Here is a 23243-nt window from a genome sequence, read left to right on the forward strand (position 1 = left end):
GGATGCGTGACAAAGAATATCAGCTATGCCGTGCGCTGGTGGATTTTGCCGCACTGTCATCCTTCGGCAACACCAGCATCCGCGAGGTAGCTTTCGGGTGTCTCAACCCCTCGCTGCAATTCACCGGCGCTGAAGGAGCTACGCGACGATCCATTCGAGCAAAGCGTTCTGCGCGTGCAGGAGATAGGCTTTCGCGCGCGGGCTCTGGCAGGCGGGATGCGACATCGCGTCGGCGCTGACCTCCTGGCCTCGGGTGACGGGCGGGCAGGGCAGGAAAATGACGTCGGGGCGGCACCGCTCGAGCAGCGATGCCGATACCTGGTATCCTAGAAGTCGATCCCCGCTTGCGCCGTCGGGCCAGCAGTCCGTGACAATTACGTCCGCGTCGAACAGGGCGTCCAGGCCGGTGCTGGCGGTGAAGTTCGGACTCGCGATCTCCCGGACATGCCAGTCTTCCGGATAGATCTGGGTCACCTGGAGCGGCAGCGCGATGGAGGCTTCAATCCATGACCGGACGATGTTGGCGGCGGGAGACAAGGCGACGATTTTCAGGCCGTCGAGCCTGGCCCTCTTGCTCCTGATATAAGCGAGGTCGCCAAGCGTTTCGCAGGGGTGATTTGATCGCGTTCTCGCATTGATGACGGGCGCATCGGCGCTTGATGCGAGCTCTCGCAGGGCCGACAACTCTCTGGTACGCACGACAAGGACGTCGAACCAGTTGTCGAGGTATTTCGCCAGATCGGCCGTCGCTTCGCCGGCGCCGAATCTTGCAGGCGGGCGTGCGCAGACGCCGCCCATCGCCTGGATGCCGAGCTCGAAGGCCGTCGTATTCCTCCATCCACCGTCGTCGACGATAAGAGCCACGCGCTTGCCGGCGAGACTCTGCGGCATGTCGCGGTCGTTCCACGCCTCCGCCAGGATCTGCGCGCGCGCGATGATGGACAGGATCGCGTCCGCGCCCAGGTCGTGGAACTGGAGAAAGTCCCGCTCGGCTTCGTTAGGCATTGCTACCGCGCGTCCGGGACGCGCCTTCAGACCACCTTGAAAATCGCCAGCGCCAGCACGGCTTGCGCGAGGAAGCCGACGGTGAAGGCCAGCGTGCGGAACACCGGCAGGCCGAGCGTGTAGACGATCAGATGCGCCACGCGCGACCAGAAATAGACGGCGCAGGCGAGCACGGTCCATTTCGTGGAATAGTCGATCGCGTTGAGGATCAGCACCAGCGGAGCGAAGATCACGAGGTTCTCGACAGCGTTGTCATGCGCGAACATCAGCCGGTTCGCCCAGTCCGCCTGCGGCTTGTCATTGCGCGAAGGGTTGGCCATCGCGCCGGTGAGGCCGCGGATCTGGCAGCGGTTGACGATGTAAGGAATCCAGAGGATTCCGGTCAGGAACACCGTCAAGGTCAGCCAGAACAATTCACGCGTCATAACCCGGTCCCCTCATCAATCGCCGCGACAGGCGTGGAGCTTATACAAAGCTGCGGACGATTCCGCTATGCGCGAACTCTGACATAGCTGCCGGGCGCATCTTCGATTGGCGGCAGCGCCTCGCTGCCGACCGCGCGCGCCGGGACCTCCTCCGGATCGAGCCCGCCAAGCCATTCGCGCCAGTCCGGCCACCACGATCCCTTGTGCTCCACCGCATCCTTCATCCACTGGGCGACGTTGACGTCCTTGACGTCGTCGTTGGTCCAGTACTGGTACTTGTTCGAGGCCGGCGGATTGACGACGCCGGCGATGTGGCCCGAGCCGGACAGCACATATTTCACCGGGCCGCCGAAGAATTGCGAGCCGTACAGCACCGATTCCGCCGGCGCGATGTGATCTTCCCGGGTGGCGAGGTTGTAGACCGGCACCATGACCTTGGAGAGGTCGAGCAGGGTGTTGTCGAGTACCATCGTGCCCGTCGACAGCCGGTTCTCAAGGTAGCAGTTGCGCAGATAATAGGAATGGTTCGACGCGGTCATGCGTGTTGCGTCGGAATTCCAGTGCAGCAGGTCGAACGCGCTCGGCTGCTGGCCCTTGAGGTAATTGCTGACGACGTAGGACCAGATCAAATCATTGGAGCGCAGCATGTTGAAGGCCATCGCCATCTTGGAGCCTTCGAGCACGCCCGCCGCCTTCATGTCCTGCTCGAGTGCGGCGATCTGGTCCTCGTCGACGAAGACGAGGAGGTCGCCGGCATGGGTGAAGTCCACTTGTGCTGCAAAGAACGTCGCAGAGCTCACGCGCTGGCGGCGCTTCTCGGCGAGCCAGGCCAGCGTGGTCGCGAGCATCGTGCCGCCGACGCAATAGCCGGCGGTATGCACCTTCAACTCGCCGGTCGCGCGCTCGATGACGTCCATCGCCGTGAGCACGCCTTCCTTCATGTAGTCTTCCCAGCTCTTGTTGCCGAGCCGCTTGTCGGGATTGACCCATGAGATCACGAACACGGTGATGCCCTGGTCGACGCACCACTTGATGTAGGATTTCTCCGGCTTGAGATCGAGGATGTAGAACTTGTTGATCCAGGGCGGCACGATCAGGAGCGGGGTGCGCAGCACCTTCTCCGTCGTCGGCGAATACTGGATGAGCTGCATCATCTCGTTCTGGTAGATCACCTTGCCCGGCGTCGTCGCCATGTTGACGCCGACGACGAGGTTGTCCGGATTGGATTGGCGGATCTTCAGCATGCCCTTGCCGGCGGCGATGTCCTCCGCCAGCATCTTCAGGCCGCGCGCGAGGTTCTCGCCGCTGCTGGCAACCGTCTCGCGCAGCACTTCCGGATTGGTCAGCACGAAGTTCGACGGCGACAGCGCGTTGGTGACCTGCTGGATGTAGAACTCGGCCTTCCGGCGCGTCTGCGGATCTAGCCCCTCGGCGTCGCTCACCAGCTCCTGCGCCCATTTGGCCGTGAGCAGATAGAGCTGCATCACGAAATCGAAGAACTGGTTCGACTTCCATTCCGGATCGGCAAAGCGCTTGTCGCGCGGCGAGGGCGCGATCGCGGGCGGAGCGTCCTGGCCGGCCATGCGGCGCGCCGCCGAGCCCCAAAGGTCGAGATAGTCCTTGGCGAGCTTGGTCTGGAGATCGGACGATCGCGAGCTGTCCGTCAGCCAGTATTCGGCGACCGACGTGAAGGTCTTGACGACTTCGGCGAGCTCCGCCGGCGGGCGATCCTGCACCTCGCCGCTTTCGCGCGGCTTCAGGTACGCGGCGAGCGCCTTGCCTCCGCTTTCCATCGCCCGCGCGACATTCATCGCGAAGGCTTCCGCATTGAACTTCGTCTCGGATCCGGGCGTGTCAGTCGTGGCGGTATTCATGAGCAGAACAGTAACGATTCATTCCGTATTCGTCACCGCGAAGCTCGCACGTTTCGTCTTAAACGCTCTCGAAGATGTGCTGCACTGCGACAAAGTTTCTTGGTTCCGTCACAATCAAGCCGCACCGGGCGGGTTGATGGACCTTGGATGTGTTCTCGCTCGCACCATGTTTGGGCAGCAATGGTTTGAGCTTGGGCAGGTTGTTGGGTTAAGGTCTAGCAGCCGTGCGTTGGGACGAGTAGGGGATTTCCCAAGTGTTGGCGTTGAGGGACCTGCAAAAGACGCGGCTTGCCTGCTGCGCGCTGCTGATCGCGGCGGCGTGGGCGCTGGGCGGCTGTTCGAGCCAGCTCGCGGACCTCTCGCCCGCCGATGCGCAGGCGCATCCCAAGGAGCCCGGCGCCTACCTGCCGGTGCACGACCTGCCGCCGGACCGTAATCAAGCGACCATCCCGCCGGATCAGCGCGCCAAGATCGAGGCCGAGCTTGCTGCTGCCCGCGACCGCCAGGCCACCGCTGCCAAGGACGCCAAGTAAAGGCGTCAAGTGAGGCGCTGCAACGTAATCGCTGGCGCCCCCGCCACTCCGTGCTAAAAAGACCTGAGTTCAGCCGAGAGTTGGGGCGAAGGAGTTCAGCCCTTGTCGCGGGAAATTACTCTAAGTCTTTGACGTAGAGGTATTTTCGCGCAAGGGCCGGGTGCCTTTCGGGGGCCGTCACAGCGCTTTCGATTCTGTCCTGACCCGGTTGCCCGGAGCCCAGAGAGCCATGGAAGAATTTTACCGCATCCGCCGCCTTCCGCCTTACGTGTTCGAGCAGGTCAACCGGGCCAAGGCAGCCGCGCGGAATGCCGGCGCCGACATCATCGATCTCGGCATGGGCAATCCGGACCTGCCGGCGCCGCCGCACGTGCTGGAGAAGCTGAAGGAGACGCTGGGCAAGCCGCGCACCGATCGCTACTCGGCCTCCCGCGGCATCCCCGGGCTGCGCAGGGCCCAAGCCGGCTATTACGCCCGCCGCTTCGGCGTAAAACTCAATCCCGACACCCAGGTGGTGGCGACGCTCGGCTCCAAGGAAGGCTTTGCCAACGTGGCGCAGGCGATCACCGCGCCGGGCGACGTCGTTCTCTGTCCGAACCCGAGCTATCCGATTCACGCCTTCGGCTTTTTGATGGCGGGCGGCGTGATCCGCTCGGTGCCATCGGAGCCGACGCCGCAGTTCTTCGAGGCGGTGGAGCGCGCGATCGTGCACTCGATCCCGAAGCCGCTGGCGCTAGTGGTCTGCTACCCTTCGAACCCGACGGCCTATGTCGCGAGCCTCGACTTCTACAAGGACCTGGTGGCGTTTGCGAAGAAGCACGAGATCCTGATCCTGTCCGATCTTGCCTATGCCGAAGTCTATTTCGACGAGAACAACCCGCCGCCCTCGGTGCTCCAGGTGCCCGGCGCGATCGATGTCACCGTCGAGTTCACCTCGATGTCGAAGACCTATTCGATGGCCGGCTGGCGCATGGGCTTTGCGGTCGGCAATGAGCGCGTGATCGCAGCACTCGCCCGCGTCAAATCCTATCTCGATTACGGCGCCTTCACGCCAGTGCAGGTCGCAGCGACCGCGGCGCTGAACGGCCCGGACGATTGCATCAAGGAGATGCGCGACACCTACCGCAAGCGCCGCGAGGCGCTGGTGGAGTCGTTCGGCCGCGCCGGCTGGGAGATCCCGCCGCCGGATGCCTCGATGTTCGCCTGGGCGCCGCTGCCGGAAGCGTTCCGCAGCGTCGGCAGCATGGCGTTCGCGACCCTGATGGTGGAGAAATCCGGCGTCGTGGTCTCGCCCGGCGTCGGCTTCGGCGAGCATGGCGAAGGATATGTCCGCATCGCCATGGTGGAAAACGAGCAACGGATCAGGCAGGCCGCGCGCGGCGTGCGCCGCTTCCTTGAAAGCGGCATCGAAACGTTGCACAACGTCGTTCCGCTCGCCAACCGGCGCTAATTCTCTTCGACAGGTTTTCTGAAGCATCATGGTCGCACCCCTGAAAGTGGGCATAGCGGGGCTCGGCACCGTGGGCGCCGAAGTTGTCCGTTTGATTGAAACGCAAAGCCGCGTGCTCGCGGGCCGCAGCGGCCGGGGCATTCGCGTCGTCGCCGTCACCGCGCGCTCAAAGGCGAAGAAGCGCGGCGTCGATCTGCGCGGCGTCGAATGGGTCAAGGATCCGATGGCGCTCGCAACCCATCCCGGCATCGACTGCTTCGTCGAGCTGATGGGCGGCGCCGGCGATCCCGCGCTGTCGGCGGTCGAAGCTGCGCTGAACGCCAGCAAGTCTGTCGTCACAGCCAACAAGGCGTTGCTCGCCAAGCACGGGCTCAAACTGGCAAAGGCCGCCGAAAAGCACGGCGGCGCGCTGAATTTCGAGGCAGCCGTCGGCGCCGCGATCCCCGTCATCAAGACGTTGCGCGAGGGTCTTGCGGGAACCGGCATCAACCGCGTCTACGGCATCCTCAACGGCACCTGCAACTACATCCTGACGCGGATGGAGCAGGAAGGGCTGTCCTTCGCCGAATGCCTCAAGGATGCGCAGCGCCTCGGCTATGCCGAGGCCAACCCGTCCTTCGACGTCGACGGCCACGACACCGCACAGAAGCTGGCCATTCTCGCCAGCCTCGCTTTCGGCACGAAAGTTGCTCAAAGCGCGGTGTATGTCGAAGGTATCTCGTCCATCGCGCCGGAAGATCTGCGCGCGGCCGCCGATCTCGGTTACCGCGTCAAGCTGCTCGGCGTTGCGGTTCGCACCGCCAAGGGCATCGAGCAGCGCGTGCATCCGACCATGGTTCCAAAATCCTCCTCGATCGCGCAGGTGATGGGTGTCACCAATGCGGTCACGATCGATGGCGAGGGCATTCCGCCGATTACGCTGGTCGGCCCCGGCGCAGGAGGAGCTGCGACCGCATCCGCCGTCGTCGCCGATATTGCCGATGTCGCGCGCGGCATCCGCGCCAACCCGTTCGGCCGGCCGATTTCGCAACTGCGCGACACCAAGAAAGCGCCGATGGAGCGGCATGAGGGCGGCTACTACATCCGCCTTTTGGCGCGCGATTTCCCGGGCACTGCGGCTGCGATCGCGACCCGGCTTGCAGAACAGAAGATTTCGATCGAATCGATCGTGCAGCGCCATCCCAATGGCGGCGCGGCGCCGGCAAACGGCAAGGCGGTGCTCGTGCCCGTCATCCTGATCACCTATGCGACGCATGAGGACGCCGTGCGCCGGGCGCTCGCCGCCGTGCAGCACGATAAGGTGATCAGCGGCCGGCCGCAGGTGATCCGGATCGAGAAGAACTAGAGCATGCTCCGGAAAAGTGTGAAGCGGTTTTCCGGAAAGAGCATGCTCAAACAATGAGGGCGGTTCGTTCGAACGAACCGAGGGCGTTGCGAGTTGTTGCGGGCAGAGACTTCTGTCCCGAACTGTTTGAAGGAGTGAGCCGATGTCGACCCATATTTCAGTCCCGCCGCACGCGTTGCTCGAGCGCATTCTCACGCTGGAGATCGTGCGGGTGACGGAGCGGGCAGCGGTGTCTTCGGCGCGGCTGCGCGGACACGGCAATGAGAAAGCGGCCGACCAGGCCGCGGTGGACGCGATGCGGCGCGAGCTCAACAAGCTGCCGATCGAGGGCACCATCGTGATCGGCGAGGGCGAGCGCGACGAGGCGCCGATGCTCTTCATCGGCGAGAAGGTCGGCATGAACACCGGCCCGCGGGTCGACATCGCGGTCGACCCGCTCGAAGGCACCACGCTGTGCGCCAAGAACATGCCGGGCTCGATTGCCACCATGGCGATGGCCGACGGCGGCACGCTGCTGCACGCGCCCGACGTCTACATGCAGAAGCTCGCAATCGGCCCGGGTTATGCCAAGGGTGTCGTCGAGCTCGATGCCACGCCGGCGGAAAACGTCCTCCGTCTCGCCAAGGCCAAGGGCGTCGCGCCGGAGGGGATCACCGTGCTCGTGCTCGACCGTCCGCGCCACGCCAGCATCATCGAGAGCGTGCGCTCGACGGGCGCCGCCGTGCGCCTCATCACCGACGGCGACGTCGCCGGCGTGATCCACTGCGCCGACCCCGACAACACCGGCGTCGACATGTATCTCGGCACCGGCGGTGCGCCGGAAGGCGTGCTCGCGGCCGTGGCGCTGCGCTGCATCGGCGGCCAGATGCAGTGCCGCCTGATCCTCGACTCCGACGAGAAGCGCGAGCGCGCTGCCAAGATGGGCGTCAACGATCCCAAGATGATCTACGGCATCGAAGACATGGCCAAGGGCGACTGCCTGTTCGCCGCCACCGGCGTCACCACGGGCTCGCTGCTCTCGGGCGTGAAATTCCGCAAGGACGGCGTGATCGAGACCGAGACGGTGGTCATGCGCTCCGTCACCGGTACCGTGCGCTACATCAAGGCCGAGCACCGCGAACTGGCGAAGTTCCATTTGGATTGATCAACGCAGTAACAACAGCCGTCATTCCGGGGCGACGCGAAGCGTCGAGCTCGGAATCCATAATCACCAGCCGTGGTTATGGATTCCGGGCCTGCGCCTAACGGCGCATCCCGGAATGACGAGCGTGGAGGATGCGCACATGTCCGATCTTACCGCCGTCAAAGCCCTCGTCTTCGACGTGTTCGGCACGGTCGTTGACTGGCGCACCAGCCTGATCACCGACTTCATGTGGTGGAGCAGGGGCCGCGGCATCAGCGCCGACTGGACCGCGCTGGTCGACGGCTGGCGCGGCATGTACATGGCCTCCATGGACGACGTGCGTAAGCACCCCGAGCGCGGCTACGTCATCCTGGACGATCTGCACCGCCGCTCGCTGGAGAAGCTGGTCGCGCAGTTTGCAATCAAGGGCCTCACCGAGGCCGATCTCGATCACCTCACCAAGGGCTGGCATCGTCTCCATCCCTGGCCCGACAGCGTCGCCGGCCTGACGCGGCTGAAATCGAAATTCGTCATCTCGCCGCTGTCGAACGGCAATGTCGCGCTGCTCACCAACATGGCGAAGTTTGCAGGCCTTTCGTGGGATCTCGTCATGTCGGCCGAACTGTTCGAGCACTACAAGCCCGACCCCGAAACCTATCTCGGCGCCGCGCGGCTGCTCGGGCTCAAGCCCGAAGAGGTGATGATGGTCGCCGCCCACAACGGCGATCTCGCGGCCGCACAGAAGAACGGGCTGAAGACCGCGTTCGTGGCGCGGCCGACGGAGTATGGGCCGTTGCAGAAGGTGGATTTCGAATCCACCGGCAGCTGGGACATTGTCGCCAGGGATTTTGGCGGGATCGCTGATAGGCTGGGGTGCTAGCGGGGAGCGCCCCGCCTTGCCCCGGGCGGATGCGTTGACGAACCCAGGGATTCCTTGGCCGAGAGCAGCTTTCACGGCAATGCCGACGGCAATTGCGGCGTGGTGTCCACGAAAGCAGATCTCTTGGAGAAACCTGCCCACCAGTCACTGAGCCTGCGGTGCTTGTGAAGAAGCGTTTTGCCTTCAGGGGCCAGTACGAAGTAGCCAATCATCGGCGCGAGATGGATATCAGCGAGTGATGGTTGATTGCCGCAGAGGTATTGGCCCTCGCCGGCGGCTTTCTCCAATGCCGAGAGGACTCTCGGCGCTGCTTCGAGACCTTTTTGAAACTCGTTCGCGTCCGCCTGAACTTTCGTTAGCGGCCTGAAAACTCCGTGAGAGAAGACTTGTCTCACCAGAGGCCAGTAAGCGTAGCTGTCCGCAATCGACATGATCTGATTGCAACGCGCGCGCTCTCTCGGCTCCGCCGGCTGAAGCTTGGGACCTTCAAACGCTTCATCCACGTAGCGCGTGATGGCGCCTGTTTCGTAAACGACGAACCCAGTGTGAACCAGCGCCGGCACGCGCTTGAAGGGATGCGTTGCAAGGTAGCTTGCAGGGATGTTCTCAGCGAAGGGGTTTACCTCGATCCAATCGTACGCCTTGCCCTTTTCGTGGAGGGCCAGTCGGGCGATCCAGGAATAGACGCTGTATCGGTAGCCATACAGCTCGATCGCCATGAAGCGCGGTCCCAGGATATTTCCCGGCGCCAGGACTGGCGCAGTCACGTGCAAACCCCTGTCGCGGAGCCCGCCGAATAGCGGGCATCGTTCGGTCCGGGCGGCACGAGTGCCACCCGGACCTGATCTGACGAATTACAACGTCATCTGCATCGGCTCGGCATAGTAGTGGAAACCGTCGCCGGCCTTGGCGACATGACCGTAGCCCGGCCATGCGAAGTGATAGGACATCACGGGGGTCTTGTTGGCCGCGAGCATGGTGAGCAGTCTTACGCGCGACTCGGCCGCCTGCCTCGGATCCGTGTCGTACGAGAACTCCATCCGCGGCCGTTCCAGCAGCAGCACCGAATGGTGCGAGAGGTCGCCGAGGAAGGCAAAGGACTTGCCGGCCGACGAGACCATGAAGATGGTATGGCCGACGGTATGACCGGGCGCCGCGATCGCCTGAATGCCGGGCAGGAATTCCTGGCCGTCCTTGAAGAACACGATCCGGTCTCGGACTGGCAGCAGGTTCTTGCGGGCGTGAATGACGAAGTCCTTTTCCGGGTTGCCAAGCTTGGCTTCGTCAGTCCAGAAGTCGAAATCAGTCTGCGAGATGTAGATTTGCGCGTTCGGGAACAGCGGCTTGTTGTTGGCGTCCACGATGCCGCCGATGTGGTCGATATGGGCGTGCGAGCAAACCACGGCATCGATGTCTTCCGGCTTGATGCCTGCTTCAGCCATGCTCTTCTGCTGTCGGCCGGTGGTGGTGCCGAACATCTTCGAGCTGCCCATCCCGGTGTCGAACAGGATGAGCTTGTCACCGGTGTTCACGATCGGCGAGTTCTGCTCGAGCACGACATTGTCCGGCGACAGGAAATTGTCGGCGAGCATCTTCTTCACCTCTTCCTTGGGAACGCCGGTGAAGGTCCCGGAGGGATCACCGAGGGGCAGCGGTCCGTCGGACACAACAGTCACTTCAGCGTTGCCCAGGTTGAAGCGGTGCCAGTAGGGCGTCTGGGTGCCGAGTTTCGGAGCACGCGCAAGTGCGCTGCTGCCGAGCATTGCGCTGGCGCCAACGCCAGCACCGAGTGCGAGCAGGGATCGACGTGAGACATTCGGTGTCATTGGTTTCCTCCAATTTCTCGTTTGACCTACGCGATTTTTCGCGTTGCGACCGGCCCAGCGAGTTATGTGGCGCAGGCTCGGTACTAGGCATGCTGCGCCGGTTCGGAAAGCCTATCAAGTAGAATTGATTCGAATATCCATGTTCACGCAATTCTCAGCGCGGGCTCGCTCCCTTCCGTTTCGGCAAAGCCCGCTTGCAGAACTTCTTCACGCTTGTGCCGCAGATGCGCGCGCAGAATGTGGGAGAGGCCGATGCCGTCGCGCCGCTGGAGCGCGTTCAGGATCGCTTCGTGCTCCTTCACGGCCAGCGCCCAGCGCTGCGGCGTCATCGGCGTGACGTAGCGCGCGCGACGGATGCGCGCCGTCACGGACGCGTAGAGCCCGGTCAGCGCGGGATTTCCGGCCGCGGTGACGATGGCTTCGTGAATGGCACGGTTGCCGCGATAGTACTGGATCAAGTCACCCTCGCGATAATGCTGCACCATCGCCGCGTGCGCGGCGGCGATGTCGTCGATCTCGGCGTCGGTGATGCGCTCGCAGGCGAGTTCGCCGGCGAGGGCCTCGAGGCCCTGGCAGACCTCGAACAGGTCGCGCATGTCCTTGTCGGTCAGCTTTGCCGCACGCGAGCCGCGATGGGGCAGCAACTGCACGAGGCCCTCGGCGGCGAGCACCTTGAGCGCTTCGCGCAGCGGCGTGCGCGAGATCTGAAGCCGGTCGCACAGCTCACGCTCGGGAATCCGGGCGCCGGGCGGGATCTCGCCGTCGAGCAGAATGGCGCGGATGCGGCCGACGACTTCCTCATGAAGCATGGGCTCGAGCTCCGATTTGCATGCAAAATGTATTTTATATGTTGAGGAATGGAAGTTCCAGCTTGAAAATCCGCAATTTTGCATTCAAAAATGTAAAAAACACGGGGACACGAGGAAATGGACCTAGAGGCCCAAGAGTCGGACGACCTCCTCTTCAAGCTTGAGGACGGCATCGGGCGGATCATCTTTAACCGCCCGCAGGCCCGCAATGCGTTCACCTTCGCCATGTACGAGCGGCTCGCCGCGATTTGCGAAGAGGCCAATAGCGATCATGCGATCAAGGTGCTGGTGCTGCGCGGTGCAGGCGACAAGGCCTTCGCCTCAGGCACCGACATCAACCAGTTCCGCGAGTTCAAGACACCGCAGGACGCGCTCGACTACGAGAACCGGATCGATCGCGTGCTCTCCACGCTCGAGCAGTGCCGGGTGCCGACGATCGCGGCGATCAACGGGTTCTGCACCGGCGGAGGGGCGGGCATCGCCGCAGCCTGCGATCTGCGCATCGGCACCAGCAGCACCAAGATCGGATTTCCCATCGCCCGGACACTCGGCAATTGCCTGTCGATGTCCAATGTCAGCCGTCTCACCGCCCTCATCGGCGCTGCGCGTGTCAAGGATCTGATCTTCACCGCGCGCCTCATCGAAGCCGCAGAAGCCGCCGGCGTCGGACTGCTGACTGAAGTCGTCGAGGATATCGCTGCGCTCGACCGGCGTGCCGACGAGGTCGCCCGGCTTCTCGCCGGTCATGCGCCGCTGACGCTCACTGCGACCAAGCAGGCGGTGGCCCGCCTGCAACAGCGGCTGACGCGGGAGGAAGGGCAGGACCTGATCCTGATGTGCTACACCAGCCAGGATTTTCGCGAGGGCCTCGACGCATTTCTCAACAAGCGCGCGCCGCAATGGCGCGGCCAATAGGACGGGCCCGATGCAAAAGGATCAATCGCAATCCAGCTCTCGCCGCTCGGGTCCGCTCGCAGGCCTCAAGGTGGTCGATCTCACCCATGTCATGGCGGGGCCGACCTGTACCTTGATGCTCGCCGACATGGGCGCCGACGTCATCAAGATCGAAAAATCACCCAATGGCGATGATACCCGCCATTCGGTGCCGCCGAAGATCGGCGGCGAGGCGGCGTCCTTCCTGATGATGAACCGCAACAAGCGCGGCATCGTGCTGGATCTGAAAACCGACGGCGGCAAACAGGTGCTGCGGCGGCTGATCGCGAACGCCGACGTGCTGGTCGAGAATTTCGCGCCCGGCGCCATGGAGCGCCTGGGCTTCGGTTACGAGGCGCTGCACAAGGAGTTTCCGGCGCTGATCTATTGCTCGCTGTCGGGTTTTGGCCGCACCGGCCCCTACAAGCATCGCAGGGGATTTGATCTGGTCGCGCAGGCGATGAGCGGCATCATGAGCTTTACCGGCGAGCGTCCCGATGGTCCGCCGGTGAAGTGCGGACCGCCCCTGTCGGATATCACGGCCGGCCTGCTCGCGAGCATGGGGATTCTCGCCGCCTATACGCATCGTCTCAAGACCGGCGAGGGGCAGTGGGTCGAGACGTCGCTCTACGAAGCTGCCCTGGTGCAGACCTATTGGCAATCGACCATTGCGCTCGCAGCCGGCACGGCGCCGCGCGCGATGGGTTCGGCGCATCCGCTCAATGCGCCGTATCAGGCCTTTGAAGCCTCGGACGGCTGGCTCGTGGTCGGCGGCGCCAACAAGAAGCATTGGCTGTTGATGCTGGAAGCGCTCGGTGCGAGCGAGCTCGCATCCGATCCGCGCTTCGTCACCGGGGCCGACCGCATGGCGCATCTGAAGGAGCTTGAAGCAGTCTTGAGCGCGCATTTTCGCACCAAACCGCGATCGCATTGGCTTGCTGCGCTCGACGAGAAGGGTGTGCCGTGTGGACCCGTGCACGACATGCTGGAGGCGCTGAGCGATCCGCAGACGCTGGCGCGCGAGATGGTCGTCGAAGTCGAGCATTCGACGCTTGGTCCGGTGAAGACGATTGGGCTTCCCGTCAAATTCTCGAAGACACCGGGCAAGGTCCGTTCCGGCGCGCCCGTCTATGGCGAACATACGCGCGAGGTGCTGACAGAGCACGGGTTCGACGAACAGCAGATTGAAGCGCTCGAAAAACAAGGAGCGATCGTGTCGGCATCGACCAGGCGGGAGGAACGCGTCGCCTGACCTGACGTCGCTGCAAAAAACCAAGACAAGAATACCAAGACAAAAAACAAAACAAAAATTTGGCTGGAGGAAAACATGCGCAATACGTCGACACTCTTGCTGTCCGCAGCGGCGATCGTGCTGGCCGGCACGATTCCCGCCAGCGCGGCCTGGCAACCGCAAAAGCCGATTGAGTTCGTGGCCACCGCCGGGCCCGGCGGGGGCACGGACAATCTCGCCCGCGCAGTGCAGAACATCATCACCAAGTACAAGCTGACGGACCAGCCGATCGTCGTCGTCAACAAGGGCGGCGGCAGCGGCGCGGAAGGCTATGTCTACGGCAAGGCCTCCGCCGGCGATCCCCACAAGGTGATCTTCGGCACATCGAATGCCTGGCAGCAGCCGCTCGTCTCCAAGGTCGCCTTCAACTACACCGATCTCACTCCGATCGCGGCGATGGCGCAGGACGAGTTCTTGCTCTGGGTCAAGCAGGATACGCCCTACAAGACGGCTGGCGACTATCTCAAGGCAGCCGCAGCGGGTGAATTCAAGATGGGCGGGGCGCAGTCGAAGGACACCGACGAGGTGCTGACCCGCATGATCGAGAAAGCCGGTCACATCAAACTGACCTACATCCCCTTCAAGAGCGGCGCCGAGGCCGCCGTGCAGCTTGCCGGCGGGCACATCGATTCCCACGTCAACAATCCCAGCGAGAGCCTCGGACAATGGCGCGGCGGCACGCAGCGTCCGCTGTGTGCCTTCAGCCCGAAGCGGCTGCCGCAGGGCCCCAAGATCACCGCGACCGAAGACTGGAGCGACGTCCCGACCTGCGTCGAGCAGGGCCTCGACATCGCGCAATATGAGCAGCCGCGGACGGTGTGGCTGCCCGGCAAGATCACGCCCGACCAGGCCGCATTCTATGTCGACCTCATGAAAAAGGTGCAGGCCACGCCGGAATGGAAGGACTACATCGAGAAGACCTCGCAGGTCGACACGTTCCTGACCGGCGCCGAGTTCGACAAGTTCATCAAGGAGGACCTCGAGCACCTCAAGCAGGTGGCGGGCGAGCAGGGCTGGCTCATCAAGTGAGAAGGCGAGCGACCAGGCAATGACGTCCCATTATCTCGCGCCCGGCTGGAGCCGCTGATGATATCGCGCCGCGCTCTTGAACTCGCGACCGCCGTCCTGACCGGCAGTTTTGGTGTCACGGTGACCGTCTCGAGTCTCGACAACGGTATCGGCTGGTCGAGCGCGGGGGTGGATTCCGGTACGTTTCCGTTCCTGATCGGAATCATCATCGTTCTCGGGAGTCTCTACAACCTGGCGCGCGGCGTCCTGCCGGGCGCGACGCTCGCAAGCGTTCCCGTCGCAATCACGCAGACCGAGCTGCGCCGGCTCGCGGGGCTGTTCGTGCCTGCGGCGGTGTTCGTCGCGGTCATACCGTTGATCGGGATATATATCGCGTCGGCCTTCTATATCTTCGCGGTGCTCGCACTCCCGAAGCATCAATCCCTGCTCCGTTCGTCGATGATGGCGGTTGCGACGTCGCTCGGGCTCTACGTGGTGTTCGAGCGCATGTTCCAGGTGTCGCTGCCGCACGGCGCGCTCGGCACCGCGTTCGGGTTCTGACGGAGAGGGCGATGGACAATCTCGGGGAGCTCCTGCACGGCTTCAGCATCGCGGTCACTGTGCCGCATCTGGCGTTGATGGTGACCGGCGTGCTGCTCGGCATTCTCGTCGGCGTGCTGCCCGGGCTGGGCGCACCGAACGGGGTGTCGCTGCTGCTGCCGCTGACTTTCGGCATGCAGCCGGTCTCGGCCATCATCCTGCTCTCGAGCATGTATTGGGGCGCGTTGTTCGGCGGCTCCGTGACCTCGATCCTGTTCAACATCCCCGGCGAGCCGTCGTCGGTTGCCACCACGTTCGACGGCTACCCGATGGCGCGCGATGGCCGACCGACGACGGCGCTCGCCACCGCCTTCGGCTCGGCGGCGTTCGGCGCGCTGGTCGGCGTCATCCTGATCACCTTCCTCGCATCCTGGGTGGCGCAGGTCGCGCTCGCCTTCGGGCCGCCGGAATATTTTGCGGTCTATTTCCTCGCCTTTGCCAGCTTCGTCGGCATGGGCGGTGCTGCGCCGATCAAGACCGTCGTAGCGCTGGCGATCGGCTTTGCGATCGCCGCCATCGGCATCGACACCGTCTCCGGCAGCGTGCGCCTCACCATGGGGATCGACGAACTGGTGAAGGGGGTGAACTTCGTCGTCGCGGTGATGGGCCTGTTCGGCATCGGCGAGCTCCTGGTCGCTGTTGAAGAGGAGTTTCACGCCCGCGCCGTCTCCTCGAAGATCGATTGGCGCGAGGTATTTCGCGCGGTCGCCCGACTGCCGCGCCATAGCGTCGCATTGCTGCGCAGCGCGGCGATCGGCTGCTGGATGGGGATTACGCCTGGCGGTCCGACCGCTGCGTCCTTCATGAGCTACGGCATCGCCCGGCGCTTCTCGCGTCGCGGCCGGTACTTCGGCACGGGCGAGGTCGAAGGCATCATCTCGCCGGAGACGGCCGATCATGCGGCCGGCACCAGCGCGCTGCTGCCGATGCTCTCGCTCGGCATCCCCGGCTCGGCCACCGCGGCGGTCATGATGGGCGGGCTGATGATCTGGGGCCTCAACCCCGGGCCGATGCTGTTCGTCGACCAGAAGGATTTCGTTTGGGGCCTGATCGCCTCGATGTATGTCGGCAACATCGTCGCCGTCGCGCTGGTGCTGCTCACCGTCCCGGTGTTTGCCGCCCTGCTGCGGATTCCTTTCGTGATTATCGCGCCGCTGATCGTGATCATCTGCGTCGTCGGCGCTTATTCCGTGTCGAACTCCTATCTCGACGTGGTCATGATGCTCGGCTTCGGGATCGTCGGCTATCTCTTCAAGAAGCTGTTCTATCCGTTGGCCCCGCTGGTGCTCGCGATCGTGATCGGCGACAAGGCCGAGGACGCATTCCGCCAATCGATGCTGATGTCCAAGGGATCGCTCGGGATCTTTTTTGCCAACCGCCTCGTGACGTGCCTGGTCGTGGCCGGCATCGTGCTGCTGCTGCTTCCGCTTGTGCTGCAGTTTGCGCGTTTGCTGCCGCGCAAGCCCGTGTCGCCCGGCGATCAGACTCCAAGCCAGGAAAAGGTGATCATATGACCTCAAGGCCGCTCATTGCACTGGCGATGGGAGATCCCGCCGGCATCAGCCCGGAGCTGACGGCGAAGCTCGTGGCGCAGGACGACATCCGCGCCCGTGGCCGGCTCGTCGTGATCGGCGACCGGCGCGTTTTCGACGAAGGCGCCCGTATCGCCGGCGTCAGGCCGGAGCTCAAGACGATAGAGCAAGGTGCCGATCTCCGCGCGACCGAGGGCGATGCGCTGTTCGTCGATCTCGGCCATCTTGATCCCGGGCAGGTCGAGCGTGGCGTTGCGAGCCTTGCCGGTGGCCAGTTCGCGCTGGCAAACTACAAGCGCGCGCTGGAGCTTGGCCGCGACGGCCGCGTCGATGCGGTCTGCTTCACGCCGTTCAACAAGCAGGCGATGCGGTTCGCCCGCGCCGACTATGACGACGAGATCGCGTTTTCCGCGGAGGTCGCCGGTCTCAAGACCCCGGCAAGCGAGTTCAACGTGCTTGGTGAACTCTGGAATGCACGCGTCACCTCGCACATTCCGCTCAAGGATGTCGCCGCGCGACTATCCGGCGAACGCATCCAACTCGCGCTCAAGCTAACCGACTCCTGCATGCGCAACGCCGGCGTTGCGCGGCCACGCATCGCTGTCGCCGGGCTCAATCCGCACGCCGGGGATGGCGGCAATTTCGGCCGCGAGGAGATCGACATCATTGCTCCCGCGGTCGCGGCCGGCCAGCGCGACGGCATCGCTGCGGAGGGACCGTTTCCGGCCGACACGGTGTTCCTGCGCGCCAAGGGCGGCGCCTTCGATGCGGTGCTGACGATGTATCACGACCAGGGTCAGATCGCGATGAAGCTGATGGGCTTCGATCGCGGCGTGACCTTGCTCGGTGGCTTCCTGTTCCCGATCTGCACGCCGGCGCACGGCACCGCCTATGACATCGCAGGCCAGGGCGTTGCGTCCATCGGCGCGAGCCGCGCCGCGGTGCTGCTCGCGGCCGAGATGGCTGCGCGTCGCCGGGGAGCCAAAGGCGGCGTTTGACGGCTGCGCCGGTGGCTGACATGCGTTGGATCGACGGCTTGCAGGGGCTCGCACGTCCCGGGAAACCTGGAAACTTCCGCCGTCGAGCCGAGTTGCCATCCCGATGAACGTCTCCACCTCGGAGCTGCAACATGGTCGACGACGGGCCGCTGCGAACGGCGCGGGATACCGCTTGGTCCGTTTACCGCACCTGGCAGATCGGCATCTTTCTGGTCTTCGCCCTGATGGCCGCGCCTGCGCTCGGCGCCGAGATGAACGCAGCCGCCATTGATTCCGCCCAGCCGGGGAAGAAGACCCTGTCGAACGAGAAGCCGACCCCGGCGGGGGTCCGGCTACAGGTTCTTCTGGATCGGGCGCATTTCTCGCCCGGCGAGATCGACGGCAAGTTCGGAGAGAACGCGAAGAAAGCGCTGCGCGCCTATGCGGAAGCGCAGCAATTGCCGAGTTCGGACGCTTTGACGGAGGACGTCTGGAAGGCGCTCCAGGCGGATGACCGGCAAGTGACGGCGACTTACACCATCACCGAGCAGGATGTGGCGGGCCCGTTCCTTCGCAAACTTCCGTCGAAGATGGAGGACATGAAGGATATCCCGAAGCTCAGCTTTACCAGTCCGCGCGAAGGATTGGCTGAGAAATTTCACATGAGCGAGCAGCTCTTGGCGGCGCTTAACCCGGGGCGCCATTTCGATCGCACCAGTGACATCATCGTCGTCGTGGACACGTCTAGCGAAGAGGGCGCTGCGCCTGCCAAGGCTGACAGGGTGGAGATCGACAAGAGCCGGCAGACGGTAAAACTTTTCGACAAGTCGAATGCGCTGATCGGGTTCTATCCGGCGACCGTAGGCAGCGAAGAGAAGCCGTCGCCTTCGGGCACGCTGAAGGTCACGGAGGTCAGCCGAAATCCGACCTACCGCTACAATCCAGATTATCACTTCAAGGACGTTCGTTCTCGCAAGCCCTTCACCATCAAGCCCGGTCCGAACAATCCGGTCGGCACGGTGTGGATCAACCTTTCCGCCGAAGGCTACGGCATTCACGGGACGCCGTCGCCGGACAAGATCTCCAAGGCGCAGTCGCACGGGTGCGTGCGTCTCACCAACTGGGACGCCGAACGCGTCGCAGCCAGCGTCTCGAAAGGTACGCCGGTCGCGTTCGTCGAGGGCTCCCGTTGATGCCAGCGTCACAGCCGCGCGAGCCATGTTGCGAGCGGCGTTTTCCCAAGCCGCGCCTCGCCGAGCGGGTTCAGCGATGTGTCATTAATAGGGGCGCCGTAATACTGCGCGCCTGGGTCTCCGATCACTGGACGACTGTCGCCGGACGCCTTCAGACGGCGCGCAACGAACTCATTGAAGGGAGCCTTCTCGGGGCCCGCGATATCGATCGTGCCATTGATCGGCCGTCCCGTTGCGATCTCCGCGAGGCAATCGACCACGTCGTCGGCCGCGATCGGCTGAAACAGCGCGGAGGGAACGACGATATTACTCCCAACCGCCCCCGCTTCACCAATGGCGCCGAGGAATTCAAAGAACTGGGTGGCGCGGACGATCGAGTAGGGGACCGAAGATGCCTTGACGATGGTCTCCTGGGCGAGCTTGGCACGAAAATAGGAGATGTCGGGCGACCGATCGGTCCCCACGATCGACAACGCCACATGATGCTTGACGGCCGCTGCGGCCTCGGCCGCGACGAGGTTCGTGCTTGACCGCTCGAAGAATTCGAGCACGGCGGCAGGCTCCCAGGATGGTGCGTTGGCCACGTCGACCACAACATCCGCGTCAGCCAGCGGCGCAGCGAGTCCTTCTCCGGTTACGGCGTTCACGCCGGAGCTTGGCGAGGCTGCCACGGCCTCGTGGCCCTGCTGCTTGAGCTTCGCCACGAGCTTGGATCCAATCAACCCGGTTCCGCCGATCACGACGATCTTCATGGCATGTCCCCTCAGTATTTTTGCGAACGTGAGACGGTGAATGCCAAGTGATACTCACGCTCTCACGTCGATGAACGCGATGCGAAGCGACTTTTACCCGAGCAATGAGGCAAGCTCTTGCCTGTAACGGGCGTGCCTTGCCGAAAAATGCTCCAGAGATTTCGTTGCGATACGACAAGGATTGGTAAGGGATTATTCCCCTTTGGTGACGTCAGCCTACGTCGCGGAGAAGCGCATATAGGCGTCGCAACGTTGGGGGGTCCACCAGGGAGCGCCCGCGCAGGCGCTTGTGTTCAGACGAGGTGAACGGCCGCGTTTGCGGACTGCACGATGATCTCAGGTTGCCGCTGTTTTGCCCGACGTGTCAAATGGTCTGACAGAGCACGCAATGCTCATACTGGCACCCCGGGCTACTGTGCATGGGGTTGTTTTCGCGATTTTTAGTTGGGCCTGCGAACCGGCCGCCTCACGCCCCGCAGACGATCACGCCGTACCAGCCCAAGCCCCGATAGGTCTCGTAGCCCGGCGTCGCATGGAATGCGACCAGCGTGCCCGTGCGGTCCTGATAGAAGCCGGAGCGCTGGCCGTTGAGCGACAACGAGATACGTTCGCTCAAGATGCCTTGGCCGTCGGAGGCCGCGATGACGCGAAAATTCGAATCGACCAGCAGCACGCGCGCCTTGTCGTTGTCGCCGACGCGCACGCCTTGCACGATGGCGCGGGCCTGTGCCTCCCAGTCGAAATGAATGGCGAGCACGCCGATCGGCGCGCCGTTGGCCTGGCCGCCGGCCCGGACGCTGGCGCAGTAGGTCGCGACCTGCGCGTTGCCGAGCAGCGGCTGGTTCTCGACGTCGCCCGCGACATAGTCGTCGCCGGAGCGCAAGTCGCGCGCCTCGCGAAACCATTTGGTGTGAGCGACGTTCTGGCCGACGACGCGAAAGCGGTCGGCGCGACCGCTGGCGATGACGTTGCCGTCGAGGTCGCAGAGCCAGAGATCGAGATAGACGGTGTAGGCGCCGAGGATCACGCCCAGTCGCTGCGATACATGGGAGACGGCCGCGGCGCTCGGGGAGGCCGCGCAATCGACCACGGCGGAGTCGGTCGCCCACCAGCGCACGTCGCAGGTGCGCTCATAAAGGTTGCGGTCGACCAGCTCGATCGCGTTCAGGGACAAATCGACCATGCGCTCGCCGCGCGAGCGGTGGCTCATCCGCTCGATCGAGGCGACGAGATCGCCGGTGCGCTTGGTCAGTTGCGTCTCGAGCTCGCGGGCGATGGTCTCGACCTGCTGGCCGACGCCGCGCACCTCCTGCGCCACCACGGCGAAGCCTGCGCCTTGCGCGCCCGCGCGCGAGCTTTCGATCAGCGCGTTCAGCGCGAGCATCTTCATCTGGTTGGTGATCTGCTGGATCGACTTGGTCTTGTCGACCGCGATCTGGTTGACCTCAGCGGTCAGGCGGTTGATCAGCGCGGAGATGTCGGAATCATCATCGGGCTCAGTGGTTCCGTTCGCGATCGGCTTGGCTTTCAGACCCAGCGCAGCAGACATCGGGGACTTCCCTTGGCAATGAGGCCTGATCTGCAAAGAACCCGGAACAACAAATTACAGATCGAATACGAGTCTTTTTCGAGGATTCCGCCTAACGCCTGCTTAATTTGCTGTTCGGCGGAATGCCTAAATGGTAGTCAATCCGGCCCGTAGAGCGGCCATCCACCGCTTTGTGCACGGCTGCCGTTGCAAATCCCGAGGGATTCCCGGCCAATCCCCTTAAGTCAGCATCCGGACGCCTGCGTGATGGTCCGGGCCCCGAGTTTCCAACAGCCAGTCTCTCGAATCATGACGCCGCCCGCCACCGCCTTGCCCGTCGAAGCGCCCCAAGCCTTCCTGGGCGTGGCACGCTCGCTCACCGACAAGCTGTGGCGCGACCGGCTGGACGCGCGCGGGGCCGCGAAGGCGCTCGCCATCGTGCAGCGCCACCAATTGCCCGAGCTGCTGGCGCGGGTGCTGGCCGGCCGCGGCGTCGACATCGACGCTGTGTCCGATTTCCTCGACCCGACCATCCGCAAGCTGCTGCCGGACCCTTACACGGTGACGGAGATGGAGGCCGCCGCGAAGCGGATCGCGGACGCGGCGGTGCGGGGCGAGAAGGTTGCGATCTTCGGCGATTACGACGTCGACGGCGCCACTTCGGCAGCGCTGCTCGCCTGGCATCTGCGCCATTGCGGGCTCGATCCGCTGATCCACATTCCCGACCGGATTTTTGAAGGCTACGGCCCGAACACCGAAGCGGTCCGCGCGCTGGCCGCGAAGGGCGCGACGCTGCTCGTCACCGTCGATTGCGGCACCACCAGCATCGAGCCGCTCGCCGAAGCCAAGCGCCTCGGCCAGTCCGTGGTCGTGATCGATCACCATCAATCCGGCCTTGATCTTCCCGAGGTCGACGCGCTGGTCAATCCGAACCGCCCCGACGATCTCTCCGGCCTCGGCCATCTCGCAGCGGTCGGACTCGTGCTGGTGACGCTGGTTGCCGTCAATCGCGAGCTGCGCCAGCGCGGCTTCTGGAGCGGCGAGATGCCTGAGCCCGATCTGCTCGGCATGCTCCATCACGTCGCGCTCGGCACGGTCGCGGACGTGGCGCCGCTGATCGGGCTCAACCGCGCCTTCGTCGCCAAGGGCCTGATCGCGATGCGGCGGCGCGACCATGTCGGTCATACCGCGCTGATGGACGTGGCGCGGCTCAACGGGCCGCCGGAAGCCTGGCATCTCGGCTTCATGCTGGGGCCGCGCATCAATGCCGGCGGTCGCATCGGCCGTGCCGATCTCGGCGTGCGGCTGCTGCTCGAAGGCGACAGCGTCGAGGCCGCGCGGATCGCGGCCGAGCTCGACCGCCTCAACAGCGAGCGCCGCGTCATCGAGCAGGCGGCTGAAGCGCAGGCCGAAGCCGAGGCGCTCGCCTCGATCGGGTTCGAGGACAAACTCGGCGTCATCGTCACGGCCTCCGAAGGCTGGCATCCCGGCGTGGTCGGCCTCGTTGCCTCCCGCCTGAAGGAAAAGTTTTCGCGGCCCGCCTTTGCGATAGCGCTCGAGCCCGGCGGCATCGGCACCGGCTCGGGCCGCTCGATCGCCGGCGTCGATCTCGGCAAGGCGGTGCGGCAGGCAGTGGCCGACGGCATTTTGCTGAAAGGCGGCGGCCACGCGATGGCTGCGGGCGTGACGCTGCGGAAGGAGAAGCTTGCCGAGTTTCGCGCCTATCTCGAAAGCACGCTGGCGCGCGACGTCGCGGAGGTGCGCCATGTCAACGAGCTTTATATCGACGGCGCGGTCTCCGCGCGCGCGGTGACGACGGAGCTTGCGGCCACGCTCAACCGCGCAGGTCCGTTCGGGAGCGGCAATCCGGACGTCGTGCTGGCGTTGCCGGCGCATCAGCTCGTCTACGCCGACGAGGTCGGCCAGGCGCATCTGCGACTGCGCTTCAAGTCCGGCGATGGCGCGATCGTCAACGGCATCGCGTTCCGTTCGGTCGGCCAGAAGCTCGGCAATGCACTGGTCGCCAACCGTGGTCAGCAGCTGCATGTCGCAGGATCATTGTCGGTCGATCGCTACCAGGGCGCCGAGCGCGTGCAATTTCGCGTCATCGACGTGGCGCTACCGGACCAAGGGCCATCCGTGATTAGATAAACAACAAA

21 protein-coding genes are annotated in these 23243 nt (G+C 64.0%); 13 read left to right on the top strand and 8 right to left on the bottom strand.

Annotated elements, in window-relative coordinates; genetic code table 11:
* Window positions 1–138: 138 nt before the first annotated feature.
* The 3 genes from IVB18_RS24245 to phaC form a co-directional block, all read right to left on the bottom strand.
* Complete coding sequence (locus tag IVB18_RS24245) at window positions 139–1005, bottom strand: ornithine carbamoyltransferase (protein ID WP_247991422.1); 867 nt, start codon at window positions 1003–1005, stop codon at window positions 139–141.
* Between the two features lie 26 nt (window positions 1006–1031).
* The gene (locus tag IVB18_RS24250) at window positions 1032–1430 is read right to left on the bottom strand and encodes an MAPEG family protein (protein ID WP_247991423.1); all 399 of its coding nucleotides are present in this window, start codon (window positions 1428–1430) and stop codon (window positions 1032–1034) included.
* Window positions 1431–1495: 65 nt separating this feature from the next.
* Entirely contained in the window at window positions 1496–3304 is a 1809-nt protein-coding gene (gene phaC / locus IVB18_RS24255; protein ID WP_247991424.1) for a class I poly(R)-hydroxyalkanoic acid synthase, read from the bottom strand.
* A gap of 254 nt (window positions 3305–3558) precedes the next feature.
* Here phaC and IVB18_RS24260 point away from each other — a divergent pair, with 254 nt between their 5' ends.
* The 5 genes from IVB18_RS24260 to IVB18_RS24280 all read left to right on the top strand — a co-directional run bounded on the left by IVB18_RS24260 (window position 3559) and on the right by IVB18_RS24280 (window position 8635).
* Complete coding sequence (locus tag IVB18_RS24260) at window positions 3559–3837, top strand: hypothetical protein (RefSeq protein WP_247991425.1); 279 nt, start codon at window positions 3559–3561, stop codon at window positions 3835–3837.
* Window positions 3838–4066: 229 nt separating this feature from the next.
* Complete coding sequence (locus IVB18_RS24265; RefSeq protein ID WP_247991426.1) at window positions 4067–5287, top strand: LL-diaminopimelate aminotransferase; 1221 nt, start codon at window positions 4067–4069, stop codon at window positions 5285–5287.
* Between the two features lie 28 nt (window positions 5288–5315).
* A complete protein-coding gene (locus IVB18_RS24270; RefSeq protein WP_247991427.1) occupies window positions 5316–6632 on the top strand; it encodes a homoserine dehydrogenase in 1317 nt (438 codons plus the stop codon).
* A gap of 142 nt (window positions 6633–6774) precedes the next feature.
* Complete coding sequence (gene glpX, locus IVB18_RS24275) at window positions 6775–7776, top strand: class II fructose-bisphosphatase (protein WP_247991428.1); 1002 nt, start codon at window positions 6775–6777, stop codon at window positions 7774–7776.
* Between the two features lie 139 nt (window positions 7777–7915).
* The gene (locus IVB18_RS24280; RefSeq protein WP_247991429.1) at window positions 7916–8635 is read left to right on the top strand and encodes a haloacid dehalogenase type II; all 720 of its coding nucleotides are present in this window, start codon (window positions 7916–7918) and stop codon (window positions 8633–8635) included.
* 71 nt (window positions 8636–8706) lie between these two features.
* Here IVB18_RS24280 and IVB18_RS24285 read toward each other — a convergent pair whose 3' ends face one another.
* From IVB18_RS24285 to IVB18_RS24295, 3 genes are all read right to left on the bottom strand, one after another.
* Window positions 8707–9354 carry a glutathione S-transferase family protein gene (locus IVB18_RS24285; protein ID WP_247991430.1) on the bottom strand — a complete coding sequence of 216 codons (648 nt, stop codon included), beginning with the start codon at window positions 9352–9354 and terminating at the stop codon, window positions 8707–8709.
* Window positions 9355–9489: 135 nt separating this feature from the next.
* On the bottom strand, window positions 9490–10461 hold the full coding sequence (locus IVB18_RS24290; protein ID WP_247991431.1) for an MBL fold metallo-hydrolase: 972 nt from the start codon (window positions 10459–10461) through the stop codon (window positions 9490–9492).
* A 143-nt stretch (window positions 10462–10604) separates the two neighbouring features.
* Window positions 10605–11270: a GntR family transcriptional regulator gene (locus IVB18_RS24295; RefSeq protein WP_247991432.1), complete on the bottom strand. Its 666-nt coding sequence runs from the start codon at window positions 11268–11270 to the stop codon at window positions 10605–10607.
* Between the two features lie 117 nt (window positions 11271–11387).
* On the opposite strand from IVB18_RS24295, the gene IVB18_RS24300 reads away from it, so the two are divergent.
* From IVB18_RS24300 to IVB18_RS24330, 7 genes are all read left to right on the top strand, one after another.
* Window positions 11388–12185, top strand: coding sequence for an enoyl-CoA hydratase/isomerase family protein (locus IVB18_RS24300; RefSeq protein WP_247991433.1), 798 nt, complete (start codon window positions 11388–11390; stop codon window positions 12183–12185).
* Between the two features lie 10 nt (window positions 12186–12195).
* The gene (locus IVB18_RS24305; RefSeq protein ID WP_247991434.1) at window positions 12196–13455 is read left to right on the top strand and encodes a CoA transferase; all 1260 of its coding nucleotides are present in this window, start codon (window positions 12196–12198) and stop codon (window positions 13453–13455) included.
* A 75-nt stretch (window positions 13456–13530) separates the two neighbouring features.
* A complete protein-coding gene (locus IVB18_RS24310; RefSeq protein WP_247991435.1) occupies window positions 13531–14523 on the top strand; it encodes a tripartite tricarboxylate transporter substrate binding protein in 993 nt (330 codons plus the stop codon).
* A 57-nt stretch (window positions 14524–14580) separates the two neighbouring features.
* Window positions 14581–15063, top strand: coding sequence for a tripartite tricarboxylate transporter TctB family protein (locus IVB18_RS24315; RefSeq protein ID WP_247991436.1), 483 nt, complete (start codon window positions 14581–14583; stop codon window positions 15061–15063).
* An 11-nt stretch (window positions 15064–15074) separates the two neighbouring features.
* On the top strand, window positions 15075–16616 hold the full coding sequence (locus IVB18_RS24320) for a tripartite tricarboxylate transporter permease (protein ID WP_247991437.1): 1542 nt from the start codon (window positions 15075–15077) through the stop codon (window positions 16614–16616).
* Window positions 16613–17632, top strand: coding sequence for a 4-hydroxythreonine-4-phosphate dehydrogenase PdxA (locus IVB18_RS24325; RefSeq protein WP_247991438.1), 1020 nt, complete (start codon window positions 16613–16615; stop codon window positions 17630–17632). Before IVB18_RS24320 ends, IVB18_RS24325 begins: the two co-directional genes overlap by 4 nt.
* A gap of 131 nt (window positions 17633–17763) precedes the next feature.
* On the top strand, window positions 17764–18804 hold the full coding sequence (locus IVB18_RS24330) for a L,D-transpeptidase family protein (protein ID WP_247991439.1): 1041 nt from the start codon (window positions 17764–17766) through the stop codon (window positions 18802–18804).
* Window positions 18805–18812: 8 nt separating this feature from the next.
* On the opposite strand, the gene IVB18_RS24335 is transcribed toward IVB18_RS24330, so the two are convergent.
* Both IVB18_RS24335 and IVB18_RS24340 read right to left on the bottom strand, forming a co-directional pair.
* Window positions 18813–19556, bottom strand: a complete 744-nt coding sequence (locus IVB18_RS24335) for an SDR family oxidoreductase (protein ID WP_247991440.1) — start codon at window positions 19554–19556, stop codon at window positions 18813–18815.
* A 466-nt stretch (window positions 19557–20022) separates the two neighbouring features.
* Window positions 20023–21105 carry a methyl-accepting chemotaxis protein gene (locus IVB18_RS24340; protein WP_247991441.1) on the bottom strand — a complete coding sequence of 361 codons (1083 nt, stop codon included), beginning with the start codon at window positions 21103–21105 and terminating at the stop codon, window positions 20023–20025.
* Window positions 21106–21393: 288 nt separating this feature from the next.
* On the opposite strand from IVB18_RS24340, the gene recJ reads away from it, so the two are divergent.
* Window positions 21394–23235: a single-stranded-DNA-specific exonuclease RecJ gene (recJ, locus tag IVB18_RS24345; RefSeq protein WP_247991442.1), complete on the top strand. Its 1842-nt coding sequence runs from the start codon at window positions 21394–21396 to the stop codon at window positions 23233–23235.
* The last annotated feature ends 8 nt before the right edge of the window (window positions 23236–23243 follow it).

The sequence above is a fragment of the Bradyrhizobium sp. 186 genome, assembly GCF_023101685.1.
Lineage (GTDB): Bacteria > Pseudomonadota > Alphaproteobacteria > Rhizobiales > Xanthobacteraceae > Bradyrhizobium.